A 23,770-nucleotide genomic window follows, 5' to 3' on the forward strand; every position below is an offset into this window, starting at 1 on the left:
AATATGAAACAGAAAGAAAAAAGAATCTACGGCGGATGGGAATCCTTAAACGCGAATGAAGTTTCTTCCGGCGCTCCGATTCGTTTGAGAATCAATCCGATCCCTCCGATTTTCGCGACTTTGATCGTCTTTGTAGTGTTATACGGTTGTTACTTGGGCGGCGAATTTTCCGCTCTTTATCTCCGAAAATTTACGGATTTTCTTTTGATCCCGAAGGTGTTGAATCTTCCGATTCTACAGGATCAAAGACTTTATTCTTGGGTCGGTTTTCTTACTTTCGGTTATATCGGTTTTGCTTTTCTTCTGGATTGGATTCGTTTTATCGGAAGGACTTGTTTGACGGCGCTTTCTCTCAGAGGGGATATTCTTTCTCTGGAAACGAGAGGTCTTTTCGGAAAAAACGTGTTTCAGTGGAATCGAAATCAGAACGGAATTCAAATCGTACATAAAACCGGTTTGTTCAGAAAACTCCTCGGTTTGGAAAGAATCGTAATCGTGGCTCCCGATCTCAAATCCGAAGGACTTACGTTCGGACTCCATTCTCCGTTTTTCTTTCGAGATCAAAATCGGAATTTGATTCGGAGTTTGTTTGGATATTAGAATTTTAGAATGCAATTACACGAATTTTTTGTAATCGGAATGAAACGAATGGGTCGTGTCAAATCGTTCCGTAATCCACGTCCGATCCGAATCCGATTTTTTGAAAGTAAAATCGGATAATGGAATATTCCGTATTTTTAAAATGATTTTCAACAAAACGTTTCAAAATGGAATTTTCTTCGGATTTCTGATCCTTTTTATGTTTTCCTTATTTCTTTTCGATCTTCGGTTTTTGTCCAGGCATTACGACTGGGACGCGATCGTCTACGCCTACAACATCAACTCCGATCTTACCTGGAGAATTTTCTACAATCCGCACCATCTCGGTTTTGAAAGTACCGGTTATTTGTATCTCAAACTCTGGAGGGAATGGTTCGGAAAAGATTCGGCGATGTTCGGACTTCGACTTAGAATTTTGGGTTCGGCTCTTATTTTTCTTTTTTGTTTTATCTGGATGTATCGAAAAATTTATTCGGACACGTTAGGCGCCATTGTTTTGGGTTTGGCGATTCATTTCTCCCAGGGGTTTTGGTTTTACGCCCAACACAACGATACGCCGCTGATTCATTCCTGTTTAACCGCGCTTTTGTATCTGTTCTGCGTTTACTTCGCAAAAAACGGGCATTCTCCGATTTCCGTTTCGATCCTTTTTACGATTCAACTTTTCGGAGTTTACTTCCATCAATCGGATATTTTATTTTTACCCTTGACGCCGATTTCGATTCTGTTTTCCCGAACCTGGAAAGGAAAAGAATTCAAGCTTCCCCAGAAGCTACGTTATGCGTTCTTGTATTGTTTTTTTCTCGTGGGAATTCTCACACTTTCTTATCTCTATGTGGGTTTTATCTTATTGGACCGAAATCTTTCCTCTCCTTTGGAGAGTGAAAAAAATTTCGCGAACTGGCTCTTTTTGTATGCGACCAAAGACAAATGGGGAAATTCTCCCGAATCGAAAAACTATGTGATGAATTTTTATCGGGGAATCGGAGACGCGTTTCTCAACTTTGAAGGTGTGAAGAACGGTCTTAGGGTTCGTTTGTTAGATTGGGAACGACGCGAGTCCCTTCCTTACAATCTCAATCTTGTTTTTTGGATTTTTATCTTTTCCGCGTTGCTTTTGAATCTTAGAAACGTATGGAAACGTTTTCGAATCGAGGTGGTTTTACTTTGCTTCTGGCTCGTTCCTTCGATCGTATTTTACACTTGGTGGGAAGGTTACTTCTTCGAGTTTTGGGTGGGAACTTCGATCGGAATGATTCTTCTTGCGGCTTTGACGATGAAGTCCTTGGAACTTCGTACGTTCGCGTTCGGGAGCAGAGCTTTTTATCATTCGATTCTTTTTGTTTGGTGCCTTCTTTTATTTTTAGTCAATTTTTCCTTTTCTACGTTTCCTCGTTCCGCAAAAAAAACCGTGAGTTATATCCAAGGAATCGAATTCAAACTGGAAGCGATTCTCCCCGAAAAAGTATACCTTTCCGGATCGGAAAAAACGGGGATTTTCGCGACGGATTCCGAATCTGCAAGGCCGTAAATTGAAGTTGTAAGGATAATCTATTTTGAAAAACTGCTCTTCAGATCTTTGAAAACCTGATTCAAACGAAACATGCTTTTTAACTCGCTTCATTTTTTATTTTTCTTTCCAGTCGTACTCATCATTCATCATTTACTTAAAGGAAAGATCCAAAGGATTTTTCTTCTCGTAGCCAGTTTTTATTTTTATATGTCTTGGAGAAAAGAATTCATCGTTCTTTTGCTCTATTCGATCGTTATCGATTACTTTGTTTCTCTTAAAATTCAAACGACGGAGCCGGGTTCGCAAAAAAGAAAACTCTGGCTTTTGTTGTCCCTCGTCACCAATCTAGGACTACTCGCCTACTTTAAATATACGAACTTTCTTTTGGGTGTGGCAAACGATCTCACTCCCGTTGCCGGTTTTAAGTTTGCGTATTACGATATCATTCTTCCCGTCGGGATTTCATTTTATACGTTTCAATCCCTGAGTTATACGATCGACGTGTATCGAGGGCAGATCGAAGCGAAAAAATCCTTTTTGGATTTTTCTCTTTACGTTTCTTTTTTTCCTCAGTTGGTCGCCGGTCCGATCGTTCGCGCGCAGACTTTTTTTAGAGATTTGGAACTTCCGCTTCCGGTAACGAAAGAAGACATACAAATCGCATTCAGTCAGATCCTGATCGGTTTTACCCGTAAGATCGTTTTTGCGGACAATCTCGCGAAGGTCGTGGATTCCACGTTTGCGAACTATACTACCTTAAATCCGATCGAGATTTGGACGGGAGCGCTCGCTTTCGGTTGGCAAATTTATTTCGACTTTGCGGGTTATACGGACATTGCGATCGGGGTCGCTCGTCTTTTCGGATATAAGTTCGATCCCAACTTCAACTTTCCGATGGTTGCAAAAAACATTACGGATCACTGGTCCCGTTGGCATATCTCGTTCTCCACTTGGATTCGGGATTATATCTTTATTCCGCTCGGAGGATCGAGAGGATCGGCCCTTTTTACTTACAGAAATATTTTCATCACTTGGTTTTTTGCCGGAGTTTGGCACGGGGCCGCGTATCATTATATCGGTTGGGGACTTTGGCAAGGGATTATGATTTTTGCACATAGGGAATACGCCAAAACGAAACTCGCCGTTTTGTTAAACGAAAAGGGAGGAAGGATCTACGATATTTGTGCGAGAATTTTTACGATGTTTTGCCTAACGTTCGGGTTTGTGATGTTCCGCGCGGAGACGATGGAAAAGGCGATTCCCATGATGAAGTCCCTTCTTTTTTTGGGTCCGGACGGTTTTGTGGGAGTCAAAGGATATTCGAACTATACGTACGGAATTCTTTTGTTGGTTTGTTTTGTCGCTTCTTATCTATTCGCAAAAAATAATATAGAAAAAATCGTTTTAAGCCGGTGGAAGTTCGTTTTATTCTTCCTCGCAAACGTCTTTATGCTTTTGATTTTCGGAATTACCGAAAGCCAGAGTTTCCTCTATTTTGCGTTTTAGGACAACATCCTTTATGAAAGAATATCTTGCGTTTTTCAAAGATTCCAAATTCTGGATTCCGGTTTTGATTCTGATTTGTCTCGAAACCGGAATGCAGTTCGGTTGTTATCGGCCTTTTTTAAAAAAGAATTCCTATGCGGCTAACGTATCGAGAATCACGAACCACGTCCTGGAAAAACAAAAGGAATTCGACCCGGACGTTTTGGTGATCGGAACGTCGGTCGCTTATCAAGGTCTGTCCATACCGATCTTAAACAAAGAACTTTCTCCTATGGGAAAGAAGATTCAATCGATTGCGATTCCCGGAACGGAGTTGATCGTCCAGGATCTCGCCGTTTTAAAAACCCTTCCTCGTTTTAAAAACGTAAGAACCGTAGTTCACGTATTCGAAATCACAACTCCTTGGGTCGGTCAAAAAATTCTGAACCTGCATACGCTTGCGATGATTTCGGAGTTCAATCGTTTGGAAGTATATCCTAGAATTTACGATTTCGGTTACGACGTAAACGCGGATGATCTTGTCTACATCACTTTGAAGTCGATCGCGTATAGAAGGGATATGCAAGATCTGATTTTAGGTCCCTCCAAAAGGATCAAGGACATCGGGAAACGTTTCAAAAAAGAAAATCCGCATCCTTGGGATTACGAAAATTCTTATCAAGAAAGAATCAGTATGTATCCGATCGGGGACGTTCCCGATTGTGTCGTAAAAACGAATCCCGCAAACGGCCAGCCGATCCCGGAAGGTTCGGACCGATTCCATAAAAAAGCGATCTTCGATACTTGTATCATTGCGAGCCATCCTTTGACGAATGCGAACGAGGACGCAGTCACAAAACAATACTTCGATCGACTCAAAATTCTCCACGACGAAATTCGAAAAATCGGAAAAGAGAACGGTCAAAACATCCGGATCTTCGGGGTTGTAGCTCCTTACAGTCAACTCATTCAACAATGGAGACTTCCGGAAAGAAACGAGGTTTGGAAAAGAGAACTTTCAAGAATCCATCCTTCCGATCCGGTTCCGTTACTCGATTACCAGGATATCTTGGACGGTCCCGATAACGGAGACTATTACTACGATCTGATCCATCTCAATTCGATCGGAATGCGGAAGTTGACATACACGTTTGCGAAAGATCTAAAAGCCGTTCTGGAAAAGGAAAACAAATGATCTTTACCTCCACGCTTTTTCTACTTTTCTTTTTATGTGTTTACGTCCTCTACTGGGCTTACAACGGAAGGAAGTACAGGGAATGGGTGATCGTAATCGCTTCCTTGGTTTTTTACGCGACTTGGAGCGTTCCTTTTCTTTTTCATCTATTAGCGATTCTTTATATCAATTACTGGGCGATTCGGAGTCTGTTTAAAAAGAAAAGTCTCGGAGTTTTAAGGACGATCGTGGTTCTTGATTTGATCAATCTAGGAGTTTTTAAATACTTCTATTTTTTTACCGATAACTTCTACGCTTTTACGGGTTGGGGATTTTTGGATCAAAAGACTTTCGGTTTTCAGATCATTCTTCCTCTTGCGATCAGCTTTTATACGTTTCAGATCATCGCGTTCGTCGTAGACGTATATCGCGGCAAAATCACGGAAGACTGCGGTCCTTTTCGATTTATTTTGTTCATTCTGTTTTTTCCCCAGTTGGTCGCGGGACCGATCATGAGACACCAAGACTTCTTTCCCATCTTGGATAAGGTAAGAATCAAACCTTCTTACGTTTATGCGGGGTTGTATCTTTTGGGGCTCGGAATCGCAAAAAAGATTTTAGTAGCGGATAACATCGCGTCCTTGGTGGATCCCGTATATCGGAACCCTACCGAATACGACGGTTATTCTCTTTTTCTGGCCGCCCAGGGATTTACCTGGCAGGTTTATTGCGACTTCAGCGGTTATACGGATATCGCTCGGGGTTGTGCTTTTCTGATGGGATTTAATATTCCAGTCAACTTCCGCGCGCCGTTTTTCAGCCAAAACGTTCAAGATCTCTGGAGAAGGTGGCACGTAACTCTTGCCACTTGGCTTCGGGATTACATTTATATTCCTCTCGGAGGTTCCAGAACGTCGGAGCCCAGGATTTATCTGAATTTAATCGCAACGTTCACGTTAGGCGGCTTTTGGCACGGAGCCAGTTGGACGTATGTCGTTTGGGGTTTTTGGCACGGACTATGTTTGGTGATCGATCGTCTGATGGACCGATTGAAAATTCCGAAGTTGCCCGAAAAAGGTTTCTTCTGGTGGCTCGTTCGCGCTTTTTTCGTATATTCGATTTTTATGATCGGCGCGGTGTTTTTCCGCTCTCAATCCGTGACGGAGGCTTGGTATATTTTGTTTTACGGAGTTCAATGGATTGCGGAACCTGCAAAGTCGATTTTGAGAACCGATCTGCTGATTCCTTTTTTGATGGGTGCGATTTTACTTCATACTTTGGAATATTTCGAAAAGGTTCCCCGGTTTTATTTCAAATATCAAAAAATCCTAATTTCCGTTTTTCTAATTTTGTTGGTGTTACTTCTTTCCAATTATGCGGGAAAGAGTCAGGACTTTATTTACTTTCAGTTTTAAGGAGGGATGAATGAGTTCACAAAAACGATCACACTTGATCCCTTTGTTTCGTAAAAAGCTGCTTACGGTTCCGCTCGTATTTTTTATCTTTGCAATTTCTTTGGATCGTCTACTGTCTTCGACGTGGGTAAGGCCCTACACGGAAGCCGGTGCGGAATATTACTTTTATGAAATGAAGGACAGGGTTCTTACGGCCTTGGTCAAAGAGAAGTCCGCAGCAAAGCCGGAACAAAAAACTCTGATTTTTTTCGGGACCTCTCATATGGGAGAATTTTCTCTGGATACGATCCGTAAAAAAAGAACGGATCTGATCGTGTATAATTTTTCCGCTCCTTCGGCGCCTTTTTCGTATCATAACTACAATCTGGAAAAACTTCTATCCGCGGGAGTAAAACCGGATTACGCGATTTTGGAATTTTATCCCGATTCGATGACGGATTTTTGCAATCGATATCCTTTACGTTATTCGTACGATTTCCCGTATTTTTTACGTTATGCGAACGAGTTTTCCACAAACGACTGGGATACGTTTTTAAGGTCTCGAGTTTTTAGAACCACAGTGTTTCCTCCCAGATTCAAAGAAACGATGGCGAGAATCAAAAACCCGCAAGCCAAAGAAATGATGCTTAGGATTCGAGATCTTTTGATGAACGAGTCGGACAAGTTTAACGGAGGAATTCCGAACGTGTTGTTGACAAACACACCTCCCGAAGAACTCGAAAAAGAATCCGCAAGATATTATAACGACATCTACCGAACGATCCGAATCTCTCCCGTTCAGAAAAAATTTCTGTTTCGGTTTTTGGAAACCGCTGAAAAAAACGGAATCAAAGTGATTCTTTGGTCCCCTCTTCTTTACGAAGGTTTGGAAAAAAGAGTCAAATCGGCGTCGTTTTATCCGGTCTGGGAAAACATCCGTAAAGAAACATTAGAATTTAAGAATGTAGTTCCTCTCGACATGAACGATTACCGCGCCGAAGTGAAATGCCAAAAATACATCGATCCTCATCATTTAAGCGGCGGTTGTTATCCGGCGCCGACGTCAATCCTGGTCGATCGACTGGACGTGCAAAGGTGAACGAAAGCGAACTTTCTCTCAAACAGGCTCAAAAGAAAGTGGACGAATGGATTTCCGACTTCGGGGTTCGGTATTTTTCGGAACTCACGAATCTTGCGATTCTCATGGAGGAAATGGGAGAATTTGCGAGGCTGGTGGCGAGGAAATACGGGAATCAGTCGTTTAAAAAGGGAGAAGATCCGGAAGGAATCTCCAAGGAAATGGGGGATATCCTATTTGTTTTGATCTGTTTAGCGAACCAGATGGGAATTTCTTTGGAAGACGCGTTAGTCGCAACCTTAAAGAAAAACACAGAAAGGGATAAGGATCGTCACAAAAAAAATCCGAAACTGAGTCGATGATGAAAACCTCTATAAAATCCGAAAAATAATCGTTGGAGTTGTTAAAAAATTAATTCTCCATCCGTTTCATTGAAATGGTCCATTGAAGCAGTATTGTTGATCCGAACTATGGAATTTTTCACCGACAACTCTATTCAAAATTTATAATTTAAAGCGAGTTTGATGTAGCCGGATCGAAAGCGATTATTCTTTTTTGACCGCAAGATGAAGTTCTTTTAGATTCGAATTTTTTAAACTGTTCAAAACGAATACGAATTTCCCGTAACCTACGTTTTCGTCCCCGTAAATCCACACGACGTGATTTTGGAATTCTCCGCGGGAAACGATTTGTTTCCAATCGGATTCCGTAAAGTCCAGTTCCGCATAACGTAGATTTCCGTTTTTTAAAAGAAAAACTTCCTTTTTGACTCCGCTTCCGCCGGACTCGGCTGACGTTTTGGGAAGGGCCACCGGAATGGAATGAACTTCTTTTTGAAAACTCATGGCGACCATAACGAAGATCAAAAGAATAAAAACCACGTCCAACATACTCGTCATGTCGAGGGAAGAATCGTCTCCTTCCAAAAGACTTTTTCTGGTTTTTTTCATTCCGAAGTTTTTAACGTATCGATTTTTTCGGGATCGATCGAGGATTTGAGTTCAATTTCCGTTCTATGAAGTATCACTTTGAGATATTGAAACACAAGGACCGAAGGGATTGCGACGCATAACCCTTGGATGGTAGTGTTCAACGCGAGTCGAATTCCTTCGGAGAAAATTTCCAAACTTACCGTACCTGCGTTTTTCATCTCTTCGAAGGCGACGGAGATTCCGATCACGGTTCCGAGAAGTCCGAGCATGGTCGCGATTCCGGCCAGATTTCGAATCCAAGAGATCATCGTTTCGGGAACGAAAAATTCTCTTTGAAAAAATTCTTCCGGATCTTCGAGTATGAATTTTAAATCCGGGTTTAGTTTGCCTTTGTTTCCGTTTGGATCGTTGCCTTGGAGTCTAAAAAGAATTTTTCTTTTGAGGATAGGAAGAAAGGTTCGAACTCTGATAAAAAGCCCGAGATTGATACAACTTACGATCAGAATGAGAATCGAAACCCATCCTCCTTTTGCAAATAAAACTTCCACAAAAACCCCCAAAGCTTAAGATCAAGATTGTAATTCGCTTTTCGTTTGTCATTTCAATCTTGAGCTTGTTTGCCGAACGCCTTGGTGAAAACTGCAAAATGATTTCCGAAGGGGAAGTGAACGCCTTGGTGAAAGTAACAAAATCATTACCGAAACGAAACTGATCGTTTAACTTCCGAAAACGTGGAAACTCTCACATCCTTAGAATTCGGGAAATGAAATTCACTTAAAATTTTTTTCGGCCGCATCCGCAAAAGCGCGGGGTTTATCGGTTTGTTACCGCTTTTGCGGACCGCGCCGACTCCGGGCTCACTCCGTTCGGTCCTTCGCGGAATCGGCTCCGGAGTTGCAAACGATCTTTGAGACGCTTCGGACCAAGCCCTGCGTGTCGCTTGCGGGAGGTCTAATCGTCGGTTCTTGCGAAGGCGCCGAGTTCGGAAATCCGCGCCGCAATCGGATTCGGCAAAAACTCTTCTTGCCAAACATACTTCGATCATTTCATTAAACTTATGTCAGAATTTCGCATGCCTCGAACCGATTCCAAGGCGGGTTTTGTTCGGGAAAATTTCAACAAGATCGCAATGAAATACGATCGGTTCAACGATTGGAACAGCTTTCTTTTGCATCGGGTTTGGAAAAATCGATTGGTTCGAGAAGTGGAAAAAAATCTTTCCGGTCGTTTATATGTTATGGATCTCTGTTGTGGAACGGGAGACATATCGGTGCGTCTGGAAAATTCTCGCTCGATCGAACACGTTACCTGCGTGGACTTTTCGGAAAACATGCTCGCAATCGCAAAGACGCGCCTTGGAAAACAAGCCGAAACGGGCCGGGTCCGTTTCGAGATAGGAGACGCGACTCAACTCGTAAATTTTCAAAATTCTCAGTTCGACGCGGTTTCGATCGGTTTCGGTCTTCGCAACGTGGATGATCTTTCAAAAGCGATCGGGGAGATTCTCAGAGTTTTAAAACCGGGCGGATTGTTTCTCAATTTGGACGTGGGCAAGGTAAAAAATCCTTGGGTTCGTCGGCTCGCGGATTTTTATTTTTTTAAAGTAGTTCCGATTCTCGGATATATACTTTGGGGAGGAAAGAATGAGATGTTCGATTATCTTCCGGTTTCCTCGCTTACTTATCCGGATCAGGAAACCCTAAAGTCGATTCTGGAACAACAGGGTTTTCAAGAAGTGCGGTTTCAGAACTTTGTTTTCGGAAACGCGGTTCTCCATATCGCAAAGAAGTCTCTTAAAAGGACGTAAAAATTGTCTAAAATAACGTCGACGTCTAAAAAAAAATCTTTCTTGAAATCGAAAGATCCCTTATAATTCCCGCCTCGAATAGTATTGAATATGAAGTACTCTTCGTCTTTTATTCTAAATATAAAAAGGGTTATAGGGATATGAAGAAAATTCTAATATTATGGATTACTTTTATCATTTCAGTTTCAGTCGGTTGCAGTCATAAGAAAAAAGGAATGTTATTTCCGTTTCTGGCTATACTCAATCAAAATACGAGCGCGTCCACTTCAACGGCTAAGTCCGATACGAGTGCGGGAACCGCGACGGCTTCCAACGGAGGAACGGTCGTAATTGTGGACAATACGGCAGGTGGAAACAATTCCAATCCTACTTCCTCTTCCAATAACGGCAGCGTCTCTCCTTCCAATTCAGTAAGTTCCACCAATTCGCAATCATCCGCGTCAAACGGTAACTCAGCAAGTTCTTCCAATCAATCTTCTTCCTCCAGCGATTCCAGCAGTTCTCCTTCGGGAAGTGTTACGTCTTCCGGTTCTTCTTCAGGGACGGAAACGAGTTCTAATACGGGATCAAGTTCTAACAGTGATTCCGCTTCTTCTTCCAATTCGCAATCATCCGCGACGAACGGTAACTCCGCAAGTTCCTCCTCTTCGGGAGCCGAAACAAACGCGAGCGCCGGTTCCAATACAGGATCAAATTCCAATAACGAATCGTCTTCTCAAACGCCTTCTCAAGAAATTACCGGTGTGATTACCGTAAACGACCAAACGGGAAGTATTCCCTTTACGTATAACACGGTACAGACGATTCCTTTGAATTTAGTCGTAACGGATAAACAATCCAAACCGATCTCCGGAGCGACCGTGATCGTTTCCGATAATTTAGGTAATATTCTATTTCAGGGAATTTCAAACGGCGTCGGAAAGGTTGCGGGAAGTATCACCGTAGAAACTACGTTAGGTCAAATCACTGTGGAAATTGCCGTAGATGCGGAATCGATTTCCAACATAATCCCCTTGAACAACGTGGTCGAAATCAATCGTGAGATAAAATACGAGATCCTTCTGCCCGTTGTAACCGCTCCGACGGACTCGGACAAAGACGGTGTTCCCGATAGTCTGGATGTGTATCCGCAAGATCCGACTCGTTCTTCTTTGATTCGAATTCCCGCGGAAGGTGTGAGTACCATAGCCTACGAGGATCAGTATCCGAGCGCGGGTGACGCGGACTTAAACGACTACGTTCTTCATATTCACAACGAAGAAGATTGGAACGCGGCGGGGGACGTGATTCGTTTGAGAGGAACGTATCAACACGTTGCACGAGAGGCGGGAAATATACATACTTTCTTTTTAAAACTTCCGGTTTCCGTGGGAGCTACGTTTTCGAGAAAAGTGATCCGAGAGGATGGAAAAGTAGTTACCGAGTTGACTACGAAAACCGTATCCGCTTCCGATCTCAATCAGGGAATTCAAATTCACGAAGAATCCAATAAAACCACGTCCAACCCCAACGTAAATCCGGGCGGGGTTTACAAACCGGGACATATCGCTACGATTGAAATCGTGTTTAATTCTCCGGTGAAAAAGTCGGCTCTTGGAAGTTATCCGTACGATATCTTTATCAAAGTGATCAATACCGGAAAAGAGATTCACTTTCCGGGGCTTTATAAAAATACGAACGGAACGGACAAGTATTTGGATTCCAACAATTTCCCTTGGGCGATTTTGATACCGGGAGCTTGGAAATATCCCTACGAGGGTCTGGATATCCGTAAGGAATCTCAAACCGGTTATAAAGAATTCAACCTTTGGGTGGCGTCTAACGGAGCGTCTTACAAAGACTGGTATAAACATATTACAAATCAAACAAAGGTGTTCCCGGTTCCGGACGAGGATTCGGAACTAATGGGGTTCTTGTTGCATTCCGTGAAAAAGAATGCGATTCTTGTGGCGGTTTTACTGATGGTTGCCGGTGCGATCGCCGCGTATATTTTAAAAAGAAAAGTTCTTTCCCGGGCCTAATCGGTTAAAAGAAAGGGAGCGTGTTCCGATACTTAAGGGAAATATGCTCCTTTATTTAGGATTGGAAGGTCCGTTACTCGTCTTTTTGAAACTCGGCACGGCGATTTTCGCGGCGGGATTTTATTGGTTTTTTTATCGCAGTACCTACTACCATCCCAATCGAAAGAGTTTCGATTTGTCCGCGATCTTTTGCGGAATTTTAACCGTAGGACTTGCGATTTTTCCCGAAATTTTAACGAAACAATATATCGACGAAAGTTCCTATTTCGACAGGGCTTTCCAAGGCAGCGCTATTTTGGAGGAAGTTCCGAAACTGCTCGTCATCCTTTGGTATTTTAAAGGTTTAAAATCGGTTTATAACGTTTCGGACGGAATTTACTTCGGACTTACGTTAGGCGCTGCTTTCGGACTTTTGGAGAATTTTTTATACGCGCCGATTCTCGATTTTTGGCCTTTGTTTTTAAGGGCTGTCACTTCCCTGCCGATCCATACGTTTACGGGAGGAATTTACGGTTATGCTACGATGCAGTACTATCATTCCAGACCCTCTTCCTTTAATTTTTTGGGGCTTTTTTACAGTTTGTTCGGATGTTTTGTTCTACACGGAACGTTTAATTACATTTTGCTTATAGACGGAAATTTTATGATTTTACTTCCGTTTATCCTTGCGATCGGATTTTTCGTTTTGGAATATCTGCTTACGATTTCCCAAAATATTCTCCCGATCGAAGTACTTCAGTCCATCGGATTGTTTGGGGACGATTACAAGGTGGTTTCCAAATTCACACGTTACGATTCTTGGATGCGTCTAAGTCAAAATCGGACACAAAAGTTCGAACCGATCCCGTTGTTTCGACAACTTTCCAAGGGAAAAATCGTCGTATCCGTTTTTCTTTTTTTAATTCCGACTTTATTATATTCCATTTACTTAAAGTTTCCGGAAACGATACCCCTTTTCCTGGAAGGAATCAGAACCTCCGAATTTATCGGACTTTTTTTGATCTATCCCATTTGGCTCTGTATCCTGATACTTTTTAGGGGGATTTTCAATCCCAAGTTCTTTCGGGAAAGAATTCTTAAAATTCCGTTGTTTATCGCCGTTACGATCGTTCAGGAAGAAAGGGAATATCCTTCCTTGGCCTATTCACTTTCCGGAAAGGGATTTTATTCTCCGATTGAAAAAAACCTGATGATCGGAGATCGGGTTTACGTGACTTTTTACGTGGCCGGTAAAGAATTTCCTAATATTCTTGCGATCCCCGTTTGGTTGAACGTGAGGGAGGACGATCCGGAGTTCGTACCCGGAGCCGTTTTTATTTTCGTAAATCCGCCCTGGAAACTTCTTTTTTGGAGATTATCGGTAAGAGGGAAACAACAGTTTCAGAATCTGATGTATCAGATCGTTCACCCGGTCGGTTCATCTCACTCTGTTTAAAACGTCAAAGTCTTCCGCAAAGATACCGAATTCTTTTACGTGAGTTCCGAAAAAAGAACCCGAAAGAATCTCCGCTCTCAAATATTTGGCGTTGTTCGGAACGGTCAGACCGACGTCGCTTGTGCCCGTAAATAAGGGCAGAGTTTTGGATTGAATTTCGACCCAGTCCGATCCGAGAAAGGACCAACGAACGTAGATCTTTTCGTTTTTGGAAAGTTTTTTCTCTTCCGGAACAAAGGCTCTTAAACGGATCGGAGTCCTACTTGCTAAAACCCAGGTCGCACCGGAAGAGAATTCGTGATAACGAATTCCATTTTGAACCAGACCTTGTTTTTTAGCCATGAGTTGGTAGGACTTCAATTCCGCATAACGGAACTCGGGTCCGCGTAAGTTCGGCGCGATTCCTATCAAAGCATAAAACAGCAGGAAAGAACCGAGGAGTAACGCGAAAAGATTGAATCCCCCTACGATTGCCCGGTGTAGTTCTCTCGTTTGAGGAGAAGAGGAAGTGACGAGCCAGAGACAAAAAAAAGCCGCCGTTCCGCTACTTCCGGTCCAAGGCATAAAAAAGATCGTGATCGGCAAAAGTAAAATCAGGATTTTCCAATGATCGCGTAACGCGATTTCCAAACCGACCCAGACTAAAAAAACGAAAGTTAAAAAAATCCCACCGTCGTGTAACAGGAATAAGAAGGAAGTAAGTCCGAGTTCTCGAATCCCTCCCGGTGGGACGGGATTTGCGGATCTGGAATCGATCCAGTTGAGGACGAAACTTCCGGCGCCGTTTCCCATCCAAATCGATTGTTTGCTCCAGTTCCATGCGGATCGGGTTTGAATCCATCCTTCTCCCCAATAAAGATCCAAAAAACGAACGAAACTACCTCCGGAACCGCGATAACCTTTAATCCAAGTTTGGTGGAGTTCCTGCCAGGAATCGAAGGACCAGGAAAACGATCCGATCCATACGATCGAAACCGTAAAAACAACCCAGGCAATCGTACAAACCGGAATGATCGACAATTTCCACCAACGGTTTCGGATTTTAGGAAAGGTGGAAGCCGAATAACCGTATATTAGAAGAGCAGCAAGTAGAATCCAAGAACCGGCGCTGAAATATTTTCCTAAAACGCAAAAAGGAAAAATAAGTCCGGCGCTTAAGACGATCTTTGTAGGGGAACGCCAGCTTCTGGAATGAACGTAGTAAAAAAAATACGCGATCAAAAGGGGAAAAAACCAGTTGAGAGAACCCGTATCCACAAAAAAACCGGAGAGCGAATAAGAGTCGCCGATTCTAGGCGTAAACGGAATCGCCGAATAGCGGGTAAATCCTTGGATTAAGAATAGTAGTATATTCAAAAATACTCCCGCGAAAATCCCCTGTCTCCAATACTTTACGGGAGAATCGCTTTCGTGAGAGGAGGATTCTTCCGCTAAAAAGTAAAGGATGGCCAGCATCCAGGATCCGAGAAAATCCAAACTCAGTCCGAACGCATATTTCGAACTGATTCCGGGCAGATAAACCGTATCTAAAATACCGAAACCCTTAAACGGGGGCGCGTTGAAGTAGACGAAAAATCTTTCCAGAAGAAGTAGCGAAAGAAAAATCAAAATTCCGGTCTTAGGATTTCGATAAAACGGCAGGGAAGATTTGTAAGGTCGATTGATATAAAAAAAACGGAATATAGGATCCTCTTCGTTTACCGTTTGCGAATGAAACGTGGAAATATACTGCCTCAAAAAAATTCCGAAAATCGCACCCGCGAAAAGTCCGCTTAAGGAACCCCATATTACGGTTTTATCATAGAGCAGGCCGGGTAAAATCAAGGCTCCCGCCATTGTGAAGATCCTTCCCGGCTTACGATGGTAGAGATTGGGAAAAAGTCCGAAAAGGAACTGGATCGTTCCGATAACAACGACCCCTGCCCCTTCCGTTTCTCTCACGAAAAGAAAACTTCGAAACAAAAGATAAGAAAGAACAGAACAAAGAATGAGTCCGAAAAACGTGGGAGTTCGAAGGGGTTTTAGTTTATTGAATAGTCCAGGCACGAATAAAGAGGATTTTGGAAAAGATTCAGATTTCAATCCAAAAACGGTTGAAAATACGACTTCCGAAAAATCGGGGATAGGCCCTTTTTATAAAAAAATAATTCAGTTAAGATGATAAGGTGAACGGAAGGTGAATCGAGAACTCAATCGTCCATCGAATCCATATCGGAAGGAATTTTATAGGTTCCGGTAAGACTTCCAGCGTTATTCTTACGGGCAAAACCTTTGCTTTTGGAAAGTGTTTCCGCAAATTCTACGGTATAACGGGTCCAAGGAATGGCTTTGAGGCGCGCGATCGGAATTTTTTTACCGGTTCCTTCGCAAATGCCATAAGTGCCGTCTTCGATTTTTTCCAACGCGACATCGATTTCGCGGATGGTTTCTATCTCCGCCTCGGAAAGTACGGAACTCAAGGTCTCTTCATTGATTTCGGATGCGATATCCGCAATGTCGCCCATTTCTTTAAGGCCGGACGGTTTGCTGTTATCTTCCCAGTGAGCATACTTTTCCAAGAGAACGTTTTTCTTCTCATGAAGAAGATCCGCGATTTCTTGAAGAGCTTTTTTATCGTATGCTGGAACCGATTTTTTTGCAGTCATCCTGTTACCTGGAAATCTTTAGACTTTGGTTTCCTTGTATTCGGTGTGTTTTCTGCAAAATTTGCAGAACTTTTTAGTAACCAATTTTTCAGTTTTAGCCTTTTTGTTTTTGGTAAGAAGATAAGTGCTTCTTCCCTTGGAACAACCAGGTTCCTGACAAACGAGTTTGATAATTTCTCTCATGGCGCTAATGTCTCGATTTCAATAAATTCCTCATCAGTAAGACGGAAATAAACCGCGCTTTTGGTCCAACTTTTCTGAAAATCTGGAAATTAGGACTTAAAAGATCCTACTGGAGGTTGTTATTCCGCTATAAAATGGGAGAGGTCTTAAAAATCAAGGAGGATTAGAGAAAATTCGCGAAAAAGGATGAGTTTTTAAAATGAGTAGGAAGCGGGTGTTTTACGAAAAGTTGGAGTTCCGACGTTTCGAGTGGCGACCGTACGCAGCAACATGAGTTCAAGCGCGGTCGTGCGCTGCGGAGCGACCCAGGAAACTCAGTGAACGCCTTCCTATTCCTATGGGTCGAAATATATAATCGCTTTCGCATTTGTTATACCGAACCCACGTTAATTTAAGTGCGGAAGGTTATCGAATTAGGTTTTGCCTAACTCCACGGAATTTGTCCTGAATTGTTTCTTAGGAAGAGTCAGAGTGAAATAGAGTTGTTGAAAAATTTGGCAGTCGCGATTAACAAAACTGCTTCGATCGTCCATTTCAATGAAACAGAAACAAATGGAGAATTGATTTTTCAACGACTCTAATGATATTTTGAACTCGTCCCAAAACATACGAAAATTGCGGAAATGAATGCGATGCCGAAAAAACTCGAGACGTTTTGGGACAAACTTTTTTTTTGAATAACACTCAATTCGAAAAGACTTGTCGAATTATCAACTTTATAGAACTCAATCAATGGAGTCGTCTTCTATGATTCCATTATTATTATTTTTCTTCTTTTTACTGCCGCCCAGATATCGGATCTGACAATTTTCCTGGCAATCGTCGTGTTGTCCAAGACACATAAGAGTTCCCAAAAAGAGGTTTCCATTCAATGTAGGAATTTGCCTTTGATTTTTAAAAGAAATCGAATAAGCTCCTGCCGCTCCTGAAGAGCATCGGAGATATAAATAACTACGATTGTTTTTTGTAAATTGAATCGGAGTAGAAGAAAGATTTCCTAACGACTGAAGCGTCGAACTTGGAACCGCATCGGAATTGAATTGAGAATTTCCGAGATAAGCCGTGCAGATTACGGAACCGGAGAGTAACTCAACACTCGCCGTATCTTGATTGTTGTAATAGACAAGACTAAACGAAAATATATCAATATCATTGGGAGCGGAAATCCCCGCGTTTAACTTTAAACTGTTTCCGGAATACACCGAGGAAACGTTGATATTTTCAGACATATTAAAAGAATCATTATTGAAAGACACTTCGGCCACTTCCTGAGGAGGAGCCTCCGGGGCGGCCACCACGGCGGACGTCGCCACAGTCAATCCTGTAAAACAATCGTTTTTTCGTTTTTCACATTTTGACTTACAAACTTCGTAGCTGCTAAAACCGTTACTGCAAGAAAAGAAAATCAAAAAAGAAATTAAGTAATAATATATAAACTTCATAAATTGGATATATTTCAAAATTCATATATTACGTAAATAATAAATTTAATTTTAAACGGAAATGTTAAGCGAAATCGTTCCGTTTACAGAATTATTTCCCGATGCGAAAATTCATTGGCGCTTCCTCGTGAAGCTTTTTAAAGGCCGCAAAAGAAACCCTTACTTCAATTGATCCCGTATTCAAATACGCTTCGCCTTCTTTGAGTAAGTTGGCGCTCCGGAAAAAGAAAGTGGATAGGTCGTATGATGTCTTTTGCTGAGAGAGGCGGACTTGAAATATAATGATACATAGTCGAATGAAAAATATCCTCTTGTTCTTTTTTCAACGGCAATCGGAATATCGAATTCCTTCGTTTTGTGTCGTTGCTTCCACCGAAATCGATTCGGTCTTTGAGAGTTCGTTCAGGTCCGGGATCGTGTTTTTCTCACAGATCCAGTTTGCGGTGTTTGTTTGAACGTTTAGATTTCCGCATCCTCCTATAAAACTCAGATTACGCCAAACTAAAACTTCTAGATTTTGAAACGGAATCCGTTGCGGCGTTCCTTTCGGGACAGGCACGATTCCGATCTTGAAGGAATTTTTCCCTTGAAAATCATACAACCATTCGTATTCCGTAACGTTCGAACTTCCGTCGACTCCGATCGTATCCGGAATCGATCCCAGAGTGAGGGAGAATATAACGTTAGTCGCGTTGTCCTCTACGTTTCCGGAAATCAGATCGAGATAACTTACTTCCGGTCCGGAAGTATTTAAAAAACCGGCTTTGACGTCGCCGTGGAGATCGGTAAAACTCCAAGGATTCGTATAAGTTTGCGGAGAACACGGCAAACTCGCCGTCGTTAATAATAAATACGTTATGTAGTTTTCAGAGATCGGGTCTTCGATCTTACCGCCGGAACAATCCGACAAACAAAAAAGAATCAGACTTTGAAATAGTGTTTTTTGAATCACTAACGACTCCAAGGGCAGATCGGATATCCGAGACCGGTTTGATAGGCGCACGTGATCCCTCTTAAAAACGTTCCATTTTTGATATTTTGTGCGAGATCGATCAAACCGTTACTGAAATTTAAATCGTTCATACAAGCCGCACTCGTCGTCGGGATCAATGCAAGTTCCGCCTCGATGTTGTTCAATTGGGATAATTCCTGCGAGTTTAATAAACGGGAAAATCCGCTCGCAATATACGGACTTGCGTATAATCCGAGATCCTTGCAACTTCTTTGATTGGTAAATTGAAACTGCGATTCTATGTTGGCCCCATTCCATCCGAAAGAATCCTTCCATAACAGGGACGCGGGTGTTTGCAGATTGGAATACTTTACGAATAAAGGCGCACTTCCGGCCGTACAGTTCGGGAAGTTGATGCTGATAAACGTGAGGTCGTCCCTTCTATTTTGCAGAATGGTCGGCGTTTTGATGTTGTTGAAGAAGTCGAGGTTACACGATTTCTTTTCGACTTCGTAACAAGTCGTGATCGTTCCGCTTGCGATCTGCGCGTTGACAAGACAGGCCCTGATTTCGGGTATCTCCCATTCGGGAACGGTTCTCAGTTGCGCTTCAATCAAGGCCAATTGCAGGCTCGGATTAGATGCATTTTCTTGAATACAAGAAAACAATAAAATACATACGAACCCGATAAGGGGCAAAATCCTTTTTTTTAAGGCTACCAGCATTTTCCCGTAAATATGCAGATCAAAATCAACAAATCGATCGGCCATGTTTCCACTACGACCGGTTGAGGAAGTTCTTCCTCGGGTAAAGGAACGACAACGGTATCGTCTCCCGGAATGGAAACGGCGCCGTTGTAATGCGGCGGTCCGTTTCTCAGGGAATTATGCCAATCGAGTTCCACAACTTTTGCCGATAACGCTCCCGCCCACACTGTATATCCGATGTAGTTCAAATGTCCGATCTGATCCTGATACAACCAAGGATTGGCTACCCAACAATGACCGAATTCAAAACAATCTCTTTGTCGTATAAAAAGATGATACATGGGTAGGAAACGGACTTTTCCGTATTTTCCGTTTACTTCCGCTGCGGCTTGTTCGATCGCTCCTTGCGAGAAATACATTCCCAAACTCGTCACCATGCTGATATTGTTTTTGATCGTATGCAGCCAAAGCGAATACCATTGGTCCTCCATTGTGGGCGAGGTCCCCGCATTTTTGATTTGTACACGAAGAACTTCCAACTCTTCCACTCCGGTTTGAATTTCGATATTGGAGATAACTCCGTTATAAGCTTCTTTGATATAAAGGATCGCATCCACAAACTCCGTATGTAACTGATCCAAGTCGATCGGCATATAAAGCAGAGCGAGCCATCCGACGGGAGGTAACAACGCCAATACGATCGCTTCCTCTTCTTCACGCATCGCGTTTTTTTGTTCTGCTTGGAGTTGACTCATGTTATAACTAAAACCGCCGTCGGGTTGGGTTGTCATCGGCGCGAAGTATTGATTCGTATTTCCTAATGTAGGGCTGTAGGATAGATTGGGAAAATTTCCCATGACAAGAACGTCTTTGTTACGTCTCGGATTTCTCAATTGATACAGAACGGATTTTGTATTAAAAGTCACTCGACCCACTACCGAACCGAACTTCCAAGGCATAGCGGTCAAAATGAGCGCGTTGTGCCAGAAATCGTTTCCTCCGATTTCAAACGCTACGTTAGGCGCCGTTTTGAAATTGATACGTCGTTCGTATCTGTCTGCACATATTGCGATCAATTCATATAAACTTTTTGTTGTATATCCACCGATCGCTAGGTTCTGTACATTCCATTCTACTCCGAAGTTCATCAAAGTTAGATATTTATCCCAACCAAAATGTCCGTAAGCAGGTTCGTCTACAAAATCTCCTAGACTATCCCCATACAAGGTAAGAAAGGTTTTATTCGGTTCAAAGGATTCCGGATCATTGTCATTGAACTGAGTGTTGCAATTGGTATCTTTAACTAGATAATCATATGTATGATTTGAATCTGGAAACCAAAACTTGAAACTGTTTTTGTCTGCGAAAAGTGGTGGAGTTAAACATAGTAATATACTCTTGAAAAGAAATATTTTAATGTATTTATTTTTAATCATTTTTTATATCCTTAAATTTTTAATGTGCATCTTTAGGATCTGGCGCGCTTGGAGTTGTAAAAATGACTGTCCCTTCTCCGTATCTTGCAGTCAGTTTTATAAAAAAATCTGACCTTTGGGGTGGAAATGGGGGAGTTTGTAAACTTATAAATACATTCTCCACTTGACCAGGTAATGCTGAATCATCGTCCGCTTTAAACTCGGCCGAGCTAGTCCCACACTTAGGAGTTGTGAGTTTAATTTCTTGTCCTGGATTTTCTTGTATCCTAAATGTAAAAATCCGCTGTTCTCCCGCCGGAGCCGATTGTTGAAATCTCGCTCTATTATCAAAAATATACGTATCTCCTTCCCCCATAAATCTCGTATACGTCCCCGGTTCTAAGATGGGGATTTGCTCCGTGGGCGGGCAAAATTGATTGAGATCGAGGTTGGGAAGTATAAAGAAAAACGCATATTCCCGAATGAACTCGTTGTAATAATCGCCGTTGGAGGTTCTCTCTGAACTGCTACAATAAAGGTTGAGCGAGACGGCAAGGATTGTGAGAAATATTTGTTTTAGCATGGAGTCCTCTGAGATATTATGTTTTTAAAATGTGTTTTGTGCGTTCACAGGGACTTCACGTCGCGTTTGATGAGTTCTAAGTTTACCTTTTGTCGAATTGCTACGGCCTTTTCGCGCGCCATAACTAAAAAGGAGATCGGAACTCCGTCCGGAGTATTTCCGTAATCGATTATAAACCGAATCATAACCAAACTCAGGGTGAAGTTTTCTCGAACTTTGACGAGTTGAGGAACCGTCATGTTTGGTAGATCATTTTCCACCTTTCCGTAAAAAACGTCGGCGGCCTGGCTTTCTTGGAGTAAAATTTGTTGTTCGGTTCCGTGCGTGGACGTCGGATAGGACTGGCCTTTTAGTTCGGTTTCCACCTTTGCTTCCAACTCGGTGTCGGTTAACGGTCGGTTGAAAAACATTTCTCTCGAAGCCATGGAAGATTCTTTTACAAATTTTTGATCCAGTTGGCCGTTTTCATTCATCAAACGAAAGGCTTCTTCAATCGCGTTACGTTCGCTATCCGAGATTGCGGGTAACGTAGATAAGGGGGAATCGGCGGGCGGAGTATCAATTCCCAAATCGGCAGGAGTATACGGGGTTACGTTGGATGCAAAAAGAGGCGGGGCTTTTCCCGAATTCGGTTTTATACAATCTACGAATGCGGTTAAAAAAATTATAAAAACGGAATATTTAATGATTTGAATATGTTTAGTTCGGCTTTCGTTCATGTTTGTTTCCTCAAAAAGTTTGTGTGATTCCGAATTGAACCGTGGGAATTCCTGAAAGCGGAGACTTAGAATCGAACGCCTCGCCGACGGATTTTAATTCTCTACCTTGAATTTGCAGGTCTTTGTAGTTTTCGTTTCTGCCGAAACGAACGTAGGCTTTGACGGTTGTGAACGAAAAAAATCCTATCGTAATTGCCGCTACGGCTTGGTATGTTGCATAAGAATTTTGGAATGTTCTTTTTTCCTTTTCGTTGAATCCGGAATACGCGTTTTTTAGGGAATGATTTTGTTGATTTGTATCCGCATAAGCCGCGGCGGTGAGCAACAAAAGTGCGACCTTGATCCAGAACGTATAAGAATCTTCGAATTGTCCGCTCGTTGCAACGTCTTCCCGAGGAAACCCTCTCCACTGAGTATCTGCGGAAGCGTTCCAATAAAGAAGGGATTTCCAGGCGTTTCTAAACGAGGACGAGTTCTTTATCTTTTTGTAATATTCTTCGGATATGAAATCGGTGACTTGGTCTTTGGGAATTTTTTTGCCGACCTTGGAATTTCGAATAAAGTAAAAATCTTCGAACTCGCTCACTTCTCCCGACAACGCCGGTCCGTTGTTCAAAAGAAGAATTCCGTTGCGAAATGCGGAGCCTTTTTGATTTTCCGAAAATAAACTCGCGGTCGTACAACCTACAAGTAGGATAGAGACGATTCGTGAGGCGTTTTTCAAAACCATCGAACCGCCTCGGCGTCTATTTTCGTTTCTGTGATTCCGTTCCCTCTCTTCTCTTTAAAAAGAATCCATTTCTTACCGTTCTCCGTTTTTACGCTGTAGGACAAGAATCTTATTTTTCTGCCCTCTAAGAAAACCGGTGGATGTGGGAGAGCTTCGGCGGTTGAAAGGAATTCTTTTTTATTCCCATTCTCCTGGCCCTCGCAGGCAGATTTTGCACCAACTTGCACGGTTTCGGTCCGAGGTTTTTTGAAAATTTCGTAAGCGAATGCAAAATTACAAAGGATGGAACCTCCAAGAAACAATGGAAAAGATTTTGCCTTTATTTTCATAATTAAGTAAAAAATGTATTATTTTGCAACTAGTTATTTCCATATTATTAAATGCAATAACTTAAGGCATATGTGTGAAAAATTGACACAAAATTTATTTACAAAAGCAATAGATTGATTTGGATCGTTCATTCGAATTGATGAGAGAGATTGTTCTTTCCGATTGATTCTGGGACGGGTTAGAGTTGGTTTTGGAAAATGTGGGAACGTTTCGAATGTTAGGAGTTAGGGTGGTGGGGAAAGCCTTCCCCTCGTTTCAGACGCGTTATGTATCCTTTAAGTCGTTTTTTCTCGAAGACTCGATCGGAGCTCATTTGTATTTAACGGTTTTCTAATGCTGTTGCCCTGTTCTTTTCGTTCTACTGCTAATCGCGGCACACAAGTGTTCCTCGCTTGCAAATATCGAGAAGCCTTTTTCGTTAGTTGGCATAACTCGTCCCAGGAAGAGTGTGATGAATTTTACTTGTTAGAACAGGCGAGTCGTTAGATAAAGATTAAAGAAAAGAATCGGCCGTTATCGATCATTGTTATGAGGACAAAACAAAGTGAAACTTTCGGACAGGGAATTTTATGGCGATGAGTATAAATTTGACCAAGCATTTCATAACGGACCGAAAGAGTTTCTT

Annotated in this window: 23 protein-coding genes; 10 read left to right on the forward strand and 13 right to left on the reverse strand. The window is 42.3% G+C overall.

From position 1 onward, the window contains the following. Positions 1-3: 3 nt before the first annotated feature. From LEP1GSC060_RS06520 to LEP1GSC060_RS06550, 7 genes are all read left to right on the forward strand, one after another. Positions 4-600 (forward strand): LIC20162 family protein, encoded by a 597-nt coding sequence (locus tag LEP1GSC060_RS06520; RefSeq protein ID WP_002998708.1) that lies wholly within the window; start codon positions 4-6, stop codon positions 598-600. Positions 601-742: 142 nt separating this feature from the next. Beyond that, positions 743-2,131 carry a hypothetical protein gene (locus LEP1GSC060_RS06525; RefSeq protein ID WP_002998933.1) on the forward strand — a complete coding sequence of 463 codons (1,389 nt, stop codon included), beginning with the start codon at positions 743-745 and terminating at the stop codon, positions 2,129-2,131. Between the two features lie 72 nt (positions 2,132-2,203). Continuing rightward, entirely contained in the window at positions 2,204-3,619 is a 1,416-nt protein-coding gene (locus tag LEP1GSC060_RS06530) for an MBOAT family O-acyltransferase (protein WP_002999086.1), read from the forward strand. Between the two features lie 13 nt (positions 3,620-3,632). Beyond that, entirely contained in the window at positions 3,633-4,793 is a 1,161-nt protein-coding gene (locus tag LEP1GSC060_RS06535) for an SGNH/GDSL hydrolase family protein (RefSeq protein ID WP_002998763.1), read from the forward strand. Next, positions 4,790-6,187, forward strand: coding sequence for an MBOAT family O-acyltransferase (locus LEP1GSC060_RS06540; protein WP_002998818.1), 1,398 nt, complete (start codon positions 4,790-4,792; stop codon positions 6,185-6,187). Before LEP1GSC060_RS06535 ends, LEP1GSC060_RS06540 begins: the two co-directional genes overlap by 4 nt. Positions 6,188-6,197: 10 nt before the next feature. Continuing rightward, positions 6,198-7,265 carry a DUF1574 domain-containing protein gene (locus tag LEP1GSC060_RS06545; RefSeq protein ID WP_036095534.1) on the forward strand — a complete coding sequence of 356 codons (1,068 nt, stop codon included), beginning with the start codon at positions 6,198-6,200 and terminating at the stop codon, positions 7,263-7,265. Next, positions 7,262-7,606 (forward strand): nucleotide pyrophosphohydrolase, encoded by a 345-nt coding sequence (locus LEP1GSC060_RS06550; protein WP_002998857.1) that lies wholly within the window; start codon positions 7,262-7,264, stop codon positions 7,604-7,606. Before LEP1GSC060_RS06545 ends, LEP1GSC060_RS06550 begins: the two co-directional genes overlap by 4 nt. A 183-nt stretch (positions 7,607-7,789) precedes the next feature. On the opposite strand, the gene LEP1GSC060_RS06555 is transcribed toward LEP1GSC060_RS06550, so the two are convergent. Both LEP1GSC060_RS06555 and LEP1GSC060_RS06560 read right to left on the reverse strand, forming a co-directional pair. Next, on the reverse strand, positions 7,790-8,194 hold the full coding sequence (locus LEP1GSC060_RS06555; protein WP_002999187.1) for an ExbD/TolR family protein: 405 nt from the start codon (positions 8,192-8,194) through the stop codon (positions 7,790-7,792). Then, positions 8,191-8,724 (reverse strand): MotA/TolQ/ExbB proton channel family protein, encoded by a 534-nt coding sequence (locus tag LEP1GSC060_RS06560; protein WP_036095604.1) that lies wholly within the window; start codon positions 8,722-8,724, stop codon positions 8,191-8,193. Before LEP1GSC060_RS06560 ends, LEP1GSC060_RS06555 begins: the two co-directional genes overlap by 4 nt. A gap of 509 nt (positions 8,725-9,233) precedes the next feature. On the opposite strand from LEP1GSC060_RS06560, the gene LEP1GSC060_RS06570 reads away from it, so the two are divergent. The 3 genes from LEP1GSC060_RS06570 (at position 9,234) to LEP1GSC060_RS06580 (ending at position 13,439) form a co-directional block, all read left to right on the forward strand. Next, positions 9,234-9,983, forward strand: a complete 750-nt coding sequence (locus LEP1GSC060_RS06570) for a ubiquinone/menaquinone biosynthesis methyltransferase (protein WP_155119637.1) — start codon at positions 9,234-9,236, stop codon at positions 9,981-9,983. A 140-nt stretch (positions 9,984-10,123) separates the two neighbouring features. Further along, positions 10,124-12,004, forward strand: a complete 1,881-nt coding sequence (locus LEP1GSC060_RS06575; RefSeq protein ID WP_002998667.1) for an LruC domain-containing protein — start codon at positions 10,124-10,126, stop codon at positions 12,002-12,004. Positions 12,005-12,047: 43 nt separating this feature from the next. Next, positions 12,048-13,439 carry a PrsW family glutamic-type intramembrane protease gene (locus tag LEP1GSC060_RS06580; protein WP_002999209.1) on the forward strand — a complete coding sequence of 464 codons (1,392 nt, stop codon included), beginning with the start codon at positions 12,048-12,050 and terminating at the stop codon, positions 13,437-13,439. Here the strand turns inward: LEP1GSC060_RS06580 and LEP1GSC060_RS06585 are convergent. From LEP1GSC060_RS06585 to LEP1GSC060_RS20260, 11 genes are all read right to left on the reverse strand, one after another. Next, positions 13,422-15,485 (reverse strand): hypothetical protein, encoded by a 2,064-nt coding sequence (locus LEP1GSC060_RS06585; protein WP_002998841.1) that lies wholly within the window; start codon positions 15,483-15,485, stop codon positions 13,422-13,424. The genes LEP1GSC060_RS06580 and LEP1GSC060_RS06585 overlap by 18 nt on opposite strands. 143 nt (positions 15,486-15,628) lie before the next feature. Then, positions 15,629-16,084 carry a TraR/DksA family transcriptional regulator gene (locus tag LEP1GSC060_RS06590; protein WP_002999035.1) on the reverse strand — a complete coding sequence of 152 codons (456 nt, stop codon included), beginning with the start codon at positions 16,082-16,084 and terminating at the stop codon, positions 15,629-15,631. Between the two features lie 18 nt (positions 16,085-16,102). Further along, a complete protein-coding gene (gene rpmG / locus LEP1GSC060_RS06595; RefSeq protein WP_002998847.1) occupies positions 16,103-16,267 on the reverse strand; it encodes a 50S ribosomal protein L33 in 165 nt (54 codons plus the stop codon). A 725-nt stretch (positions 16,268-16,992) separates the two neighbouring features. Beyond that, positions 16,993-17,709, reverse strand: coding sequence for a hypothetical protein (locus LEP1GSC060_RS06600; RefSeq protein WP_002999297.1), 717 nt, complete (start codon positions 17,707-17,709; stop codon positions 16,993-16,995). A 322-nt stretch (positions 17,710-18,031) separates the two neighbouring features. Continuing rightward, positions 18,032-18,661: a hypothetical protein gene (locus LEP1GSC060_RS06605; protein ID WP_002998713.1), complete on the reverse strand. Its 630-nt coding sequence runs from the start codon at positions 18,659-18,661 to the stop codon at positions 18,032-18,034. Continuing rightward, complete coding sequence (locus LEP1GSC060_RS06610) at positions 18,661-19,386, reverse strand: LA_1694 family PerA/PerB upregulated protein (protein WP_036095542.1); 726 nt, start codon at positions 19,384-19,386, stop codon at positions 18,661-18,663. The genes LEP1GSC060_RS06605 and LEP1GSC060_RS06610 overlap by 1 nt, the downstream gene beginning before the upstream one ends. Then, a complete protein-coding gene (locus LEP1GSC060_RS06615) occupies positions 19,377-20,804 on the reverse strand; it encodes an LIC10707 family hydrolase (RefSeq protein ID WP_036095543.1) in 1,428 nt (475 codons plus the stop codon). The genes LEP1GSC060_RS06610 and LEP1GSC060_RS06615 overlap by 10 nt, the downstream gene beginning before the upstream one ends. Before the next feature lie 19 nt (positions 20,805-20,823). After that, the gene (locus tag LEP1GSC060_RS06620) at positions 20,824-21,366 is read right to left on the reverse strand and encodes an LIC_10705 family lipoprotein (protein WP_002999306.1); all 543 of its coding nucleotides are present in this window, start codon (positions 21,364-21,366) and stop codon (positions 20,824-20,826) included. A gap of 44 nt (positions 21,367-21,410) precedes the next feature. Further along, entirely contained in the window at positions 21,411-22,085 is a 675-nt protein-coding gene (locus LEP1GSC060_RS06625; RefSeq protein WP_002999151.1) for an LA_3478 family PerA/PerB upregulated protein, read from the reverse strand. A gap of 10 nt (positions 22,086-22,095) precedes the next feature. Then, the gene (locus LEP1GSC060_RS06630) at positions 22,096-22,815 is read right to left on the reverse strand and encodes a hypothetical protein (protein ID WP_002999042.1); all 720 of its coding nucleotides are present in this window, start codon (positions 22,813-22,815) and stop codon (positions 22,096-22,098) included. Beyond that, positions 22,806-23,138: a hypothetical protein gene (locus LEP1GSC060_RS20260; protein ID WP_036095607.1), complete on the reverse strand. Its 333-nt coding sequence runs from the start codon at positions 23,136-23,138 to the stop codon at positions 22,806-22,808. Before LEP1GSC060_RS20260 ends, LEP1GSC060_RS06630 begins: the two co-directional genes overlap by 10 nt. Between the last annotated feature and the right edge of the window lie 632 nt (positions 23,139-23,770).

Source organism: Leptospira weilii serovar Ranarum str. ICFT (genome assembly GCF_000332415.1).
Lineage (GTDB): Bacteria > Spirochaetota > Leptospiria > Leptospirales > Leptospiraceae > Leptospira > Leptospira weilii_A.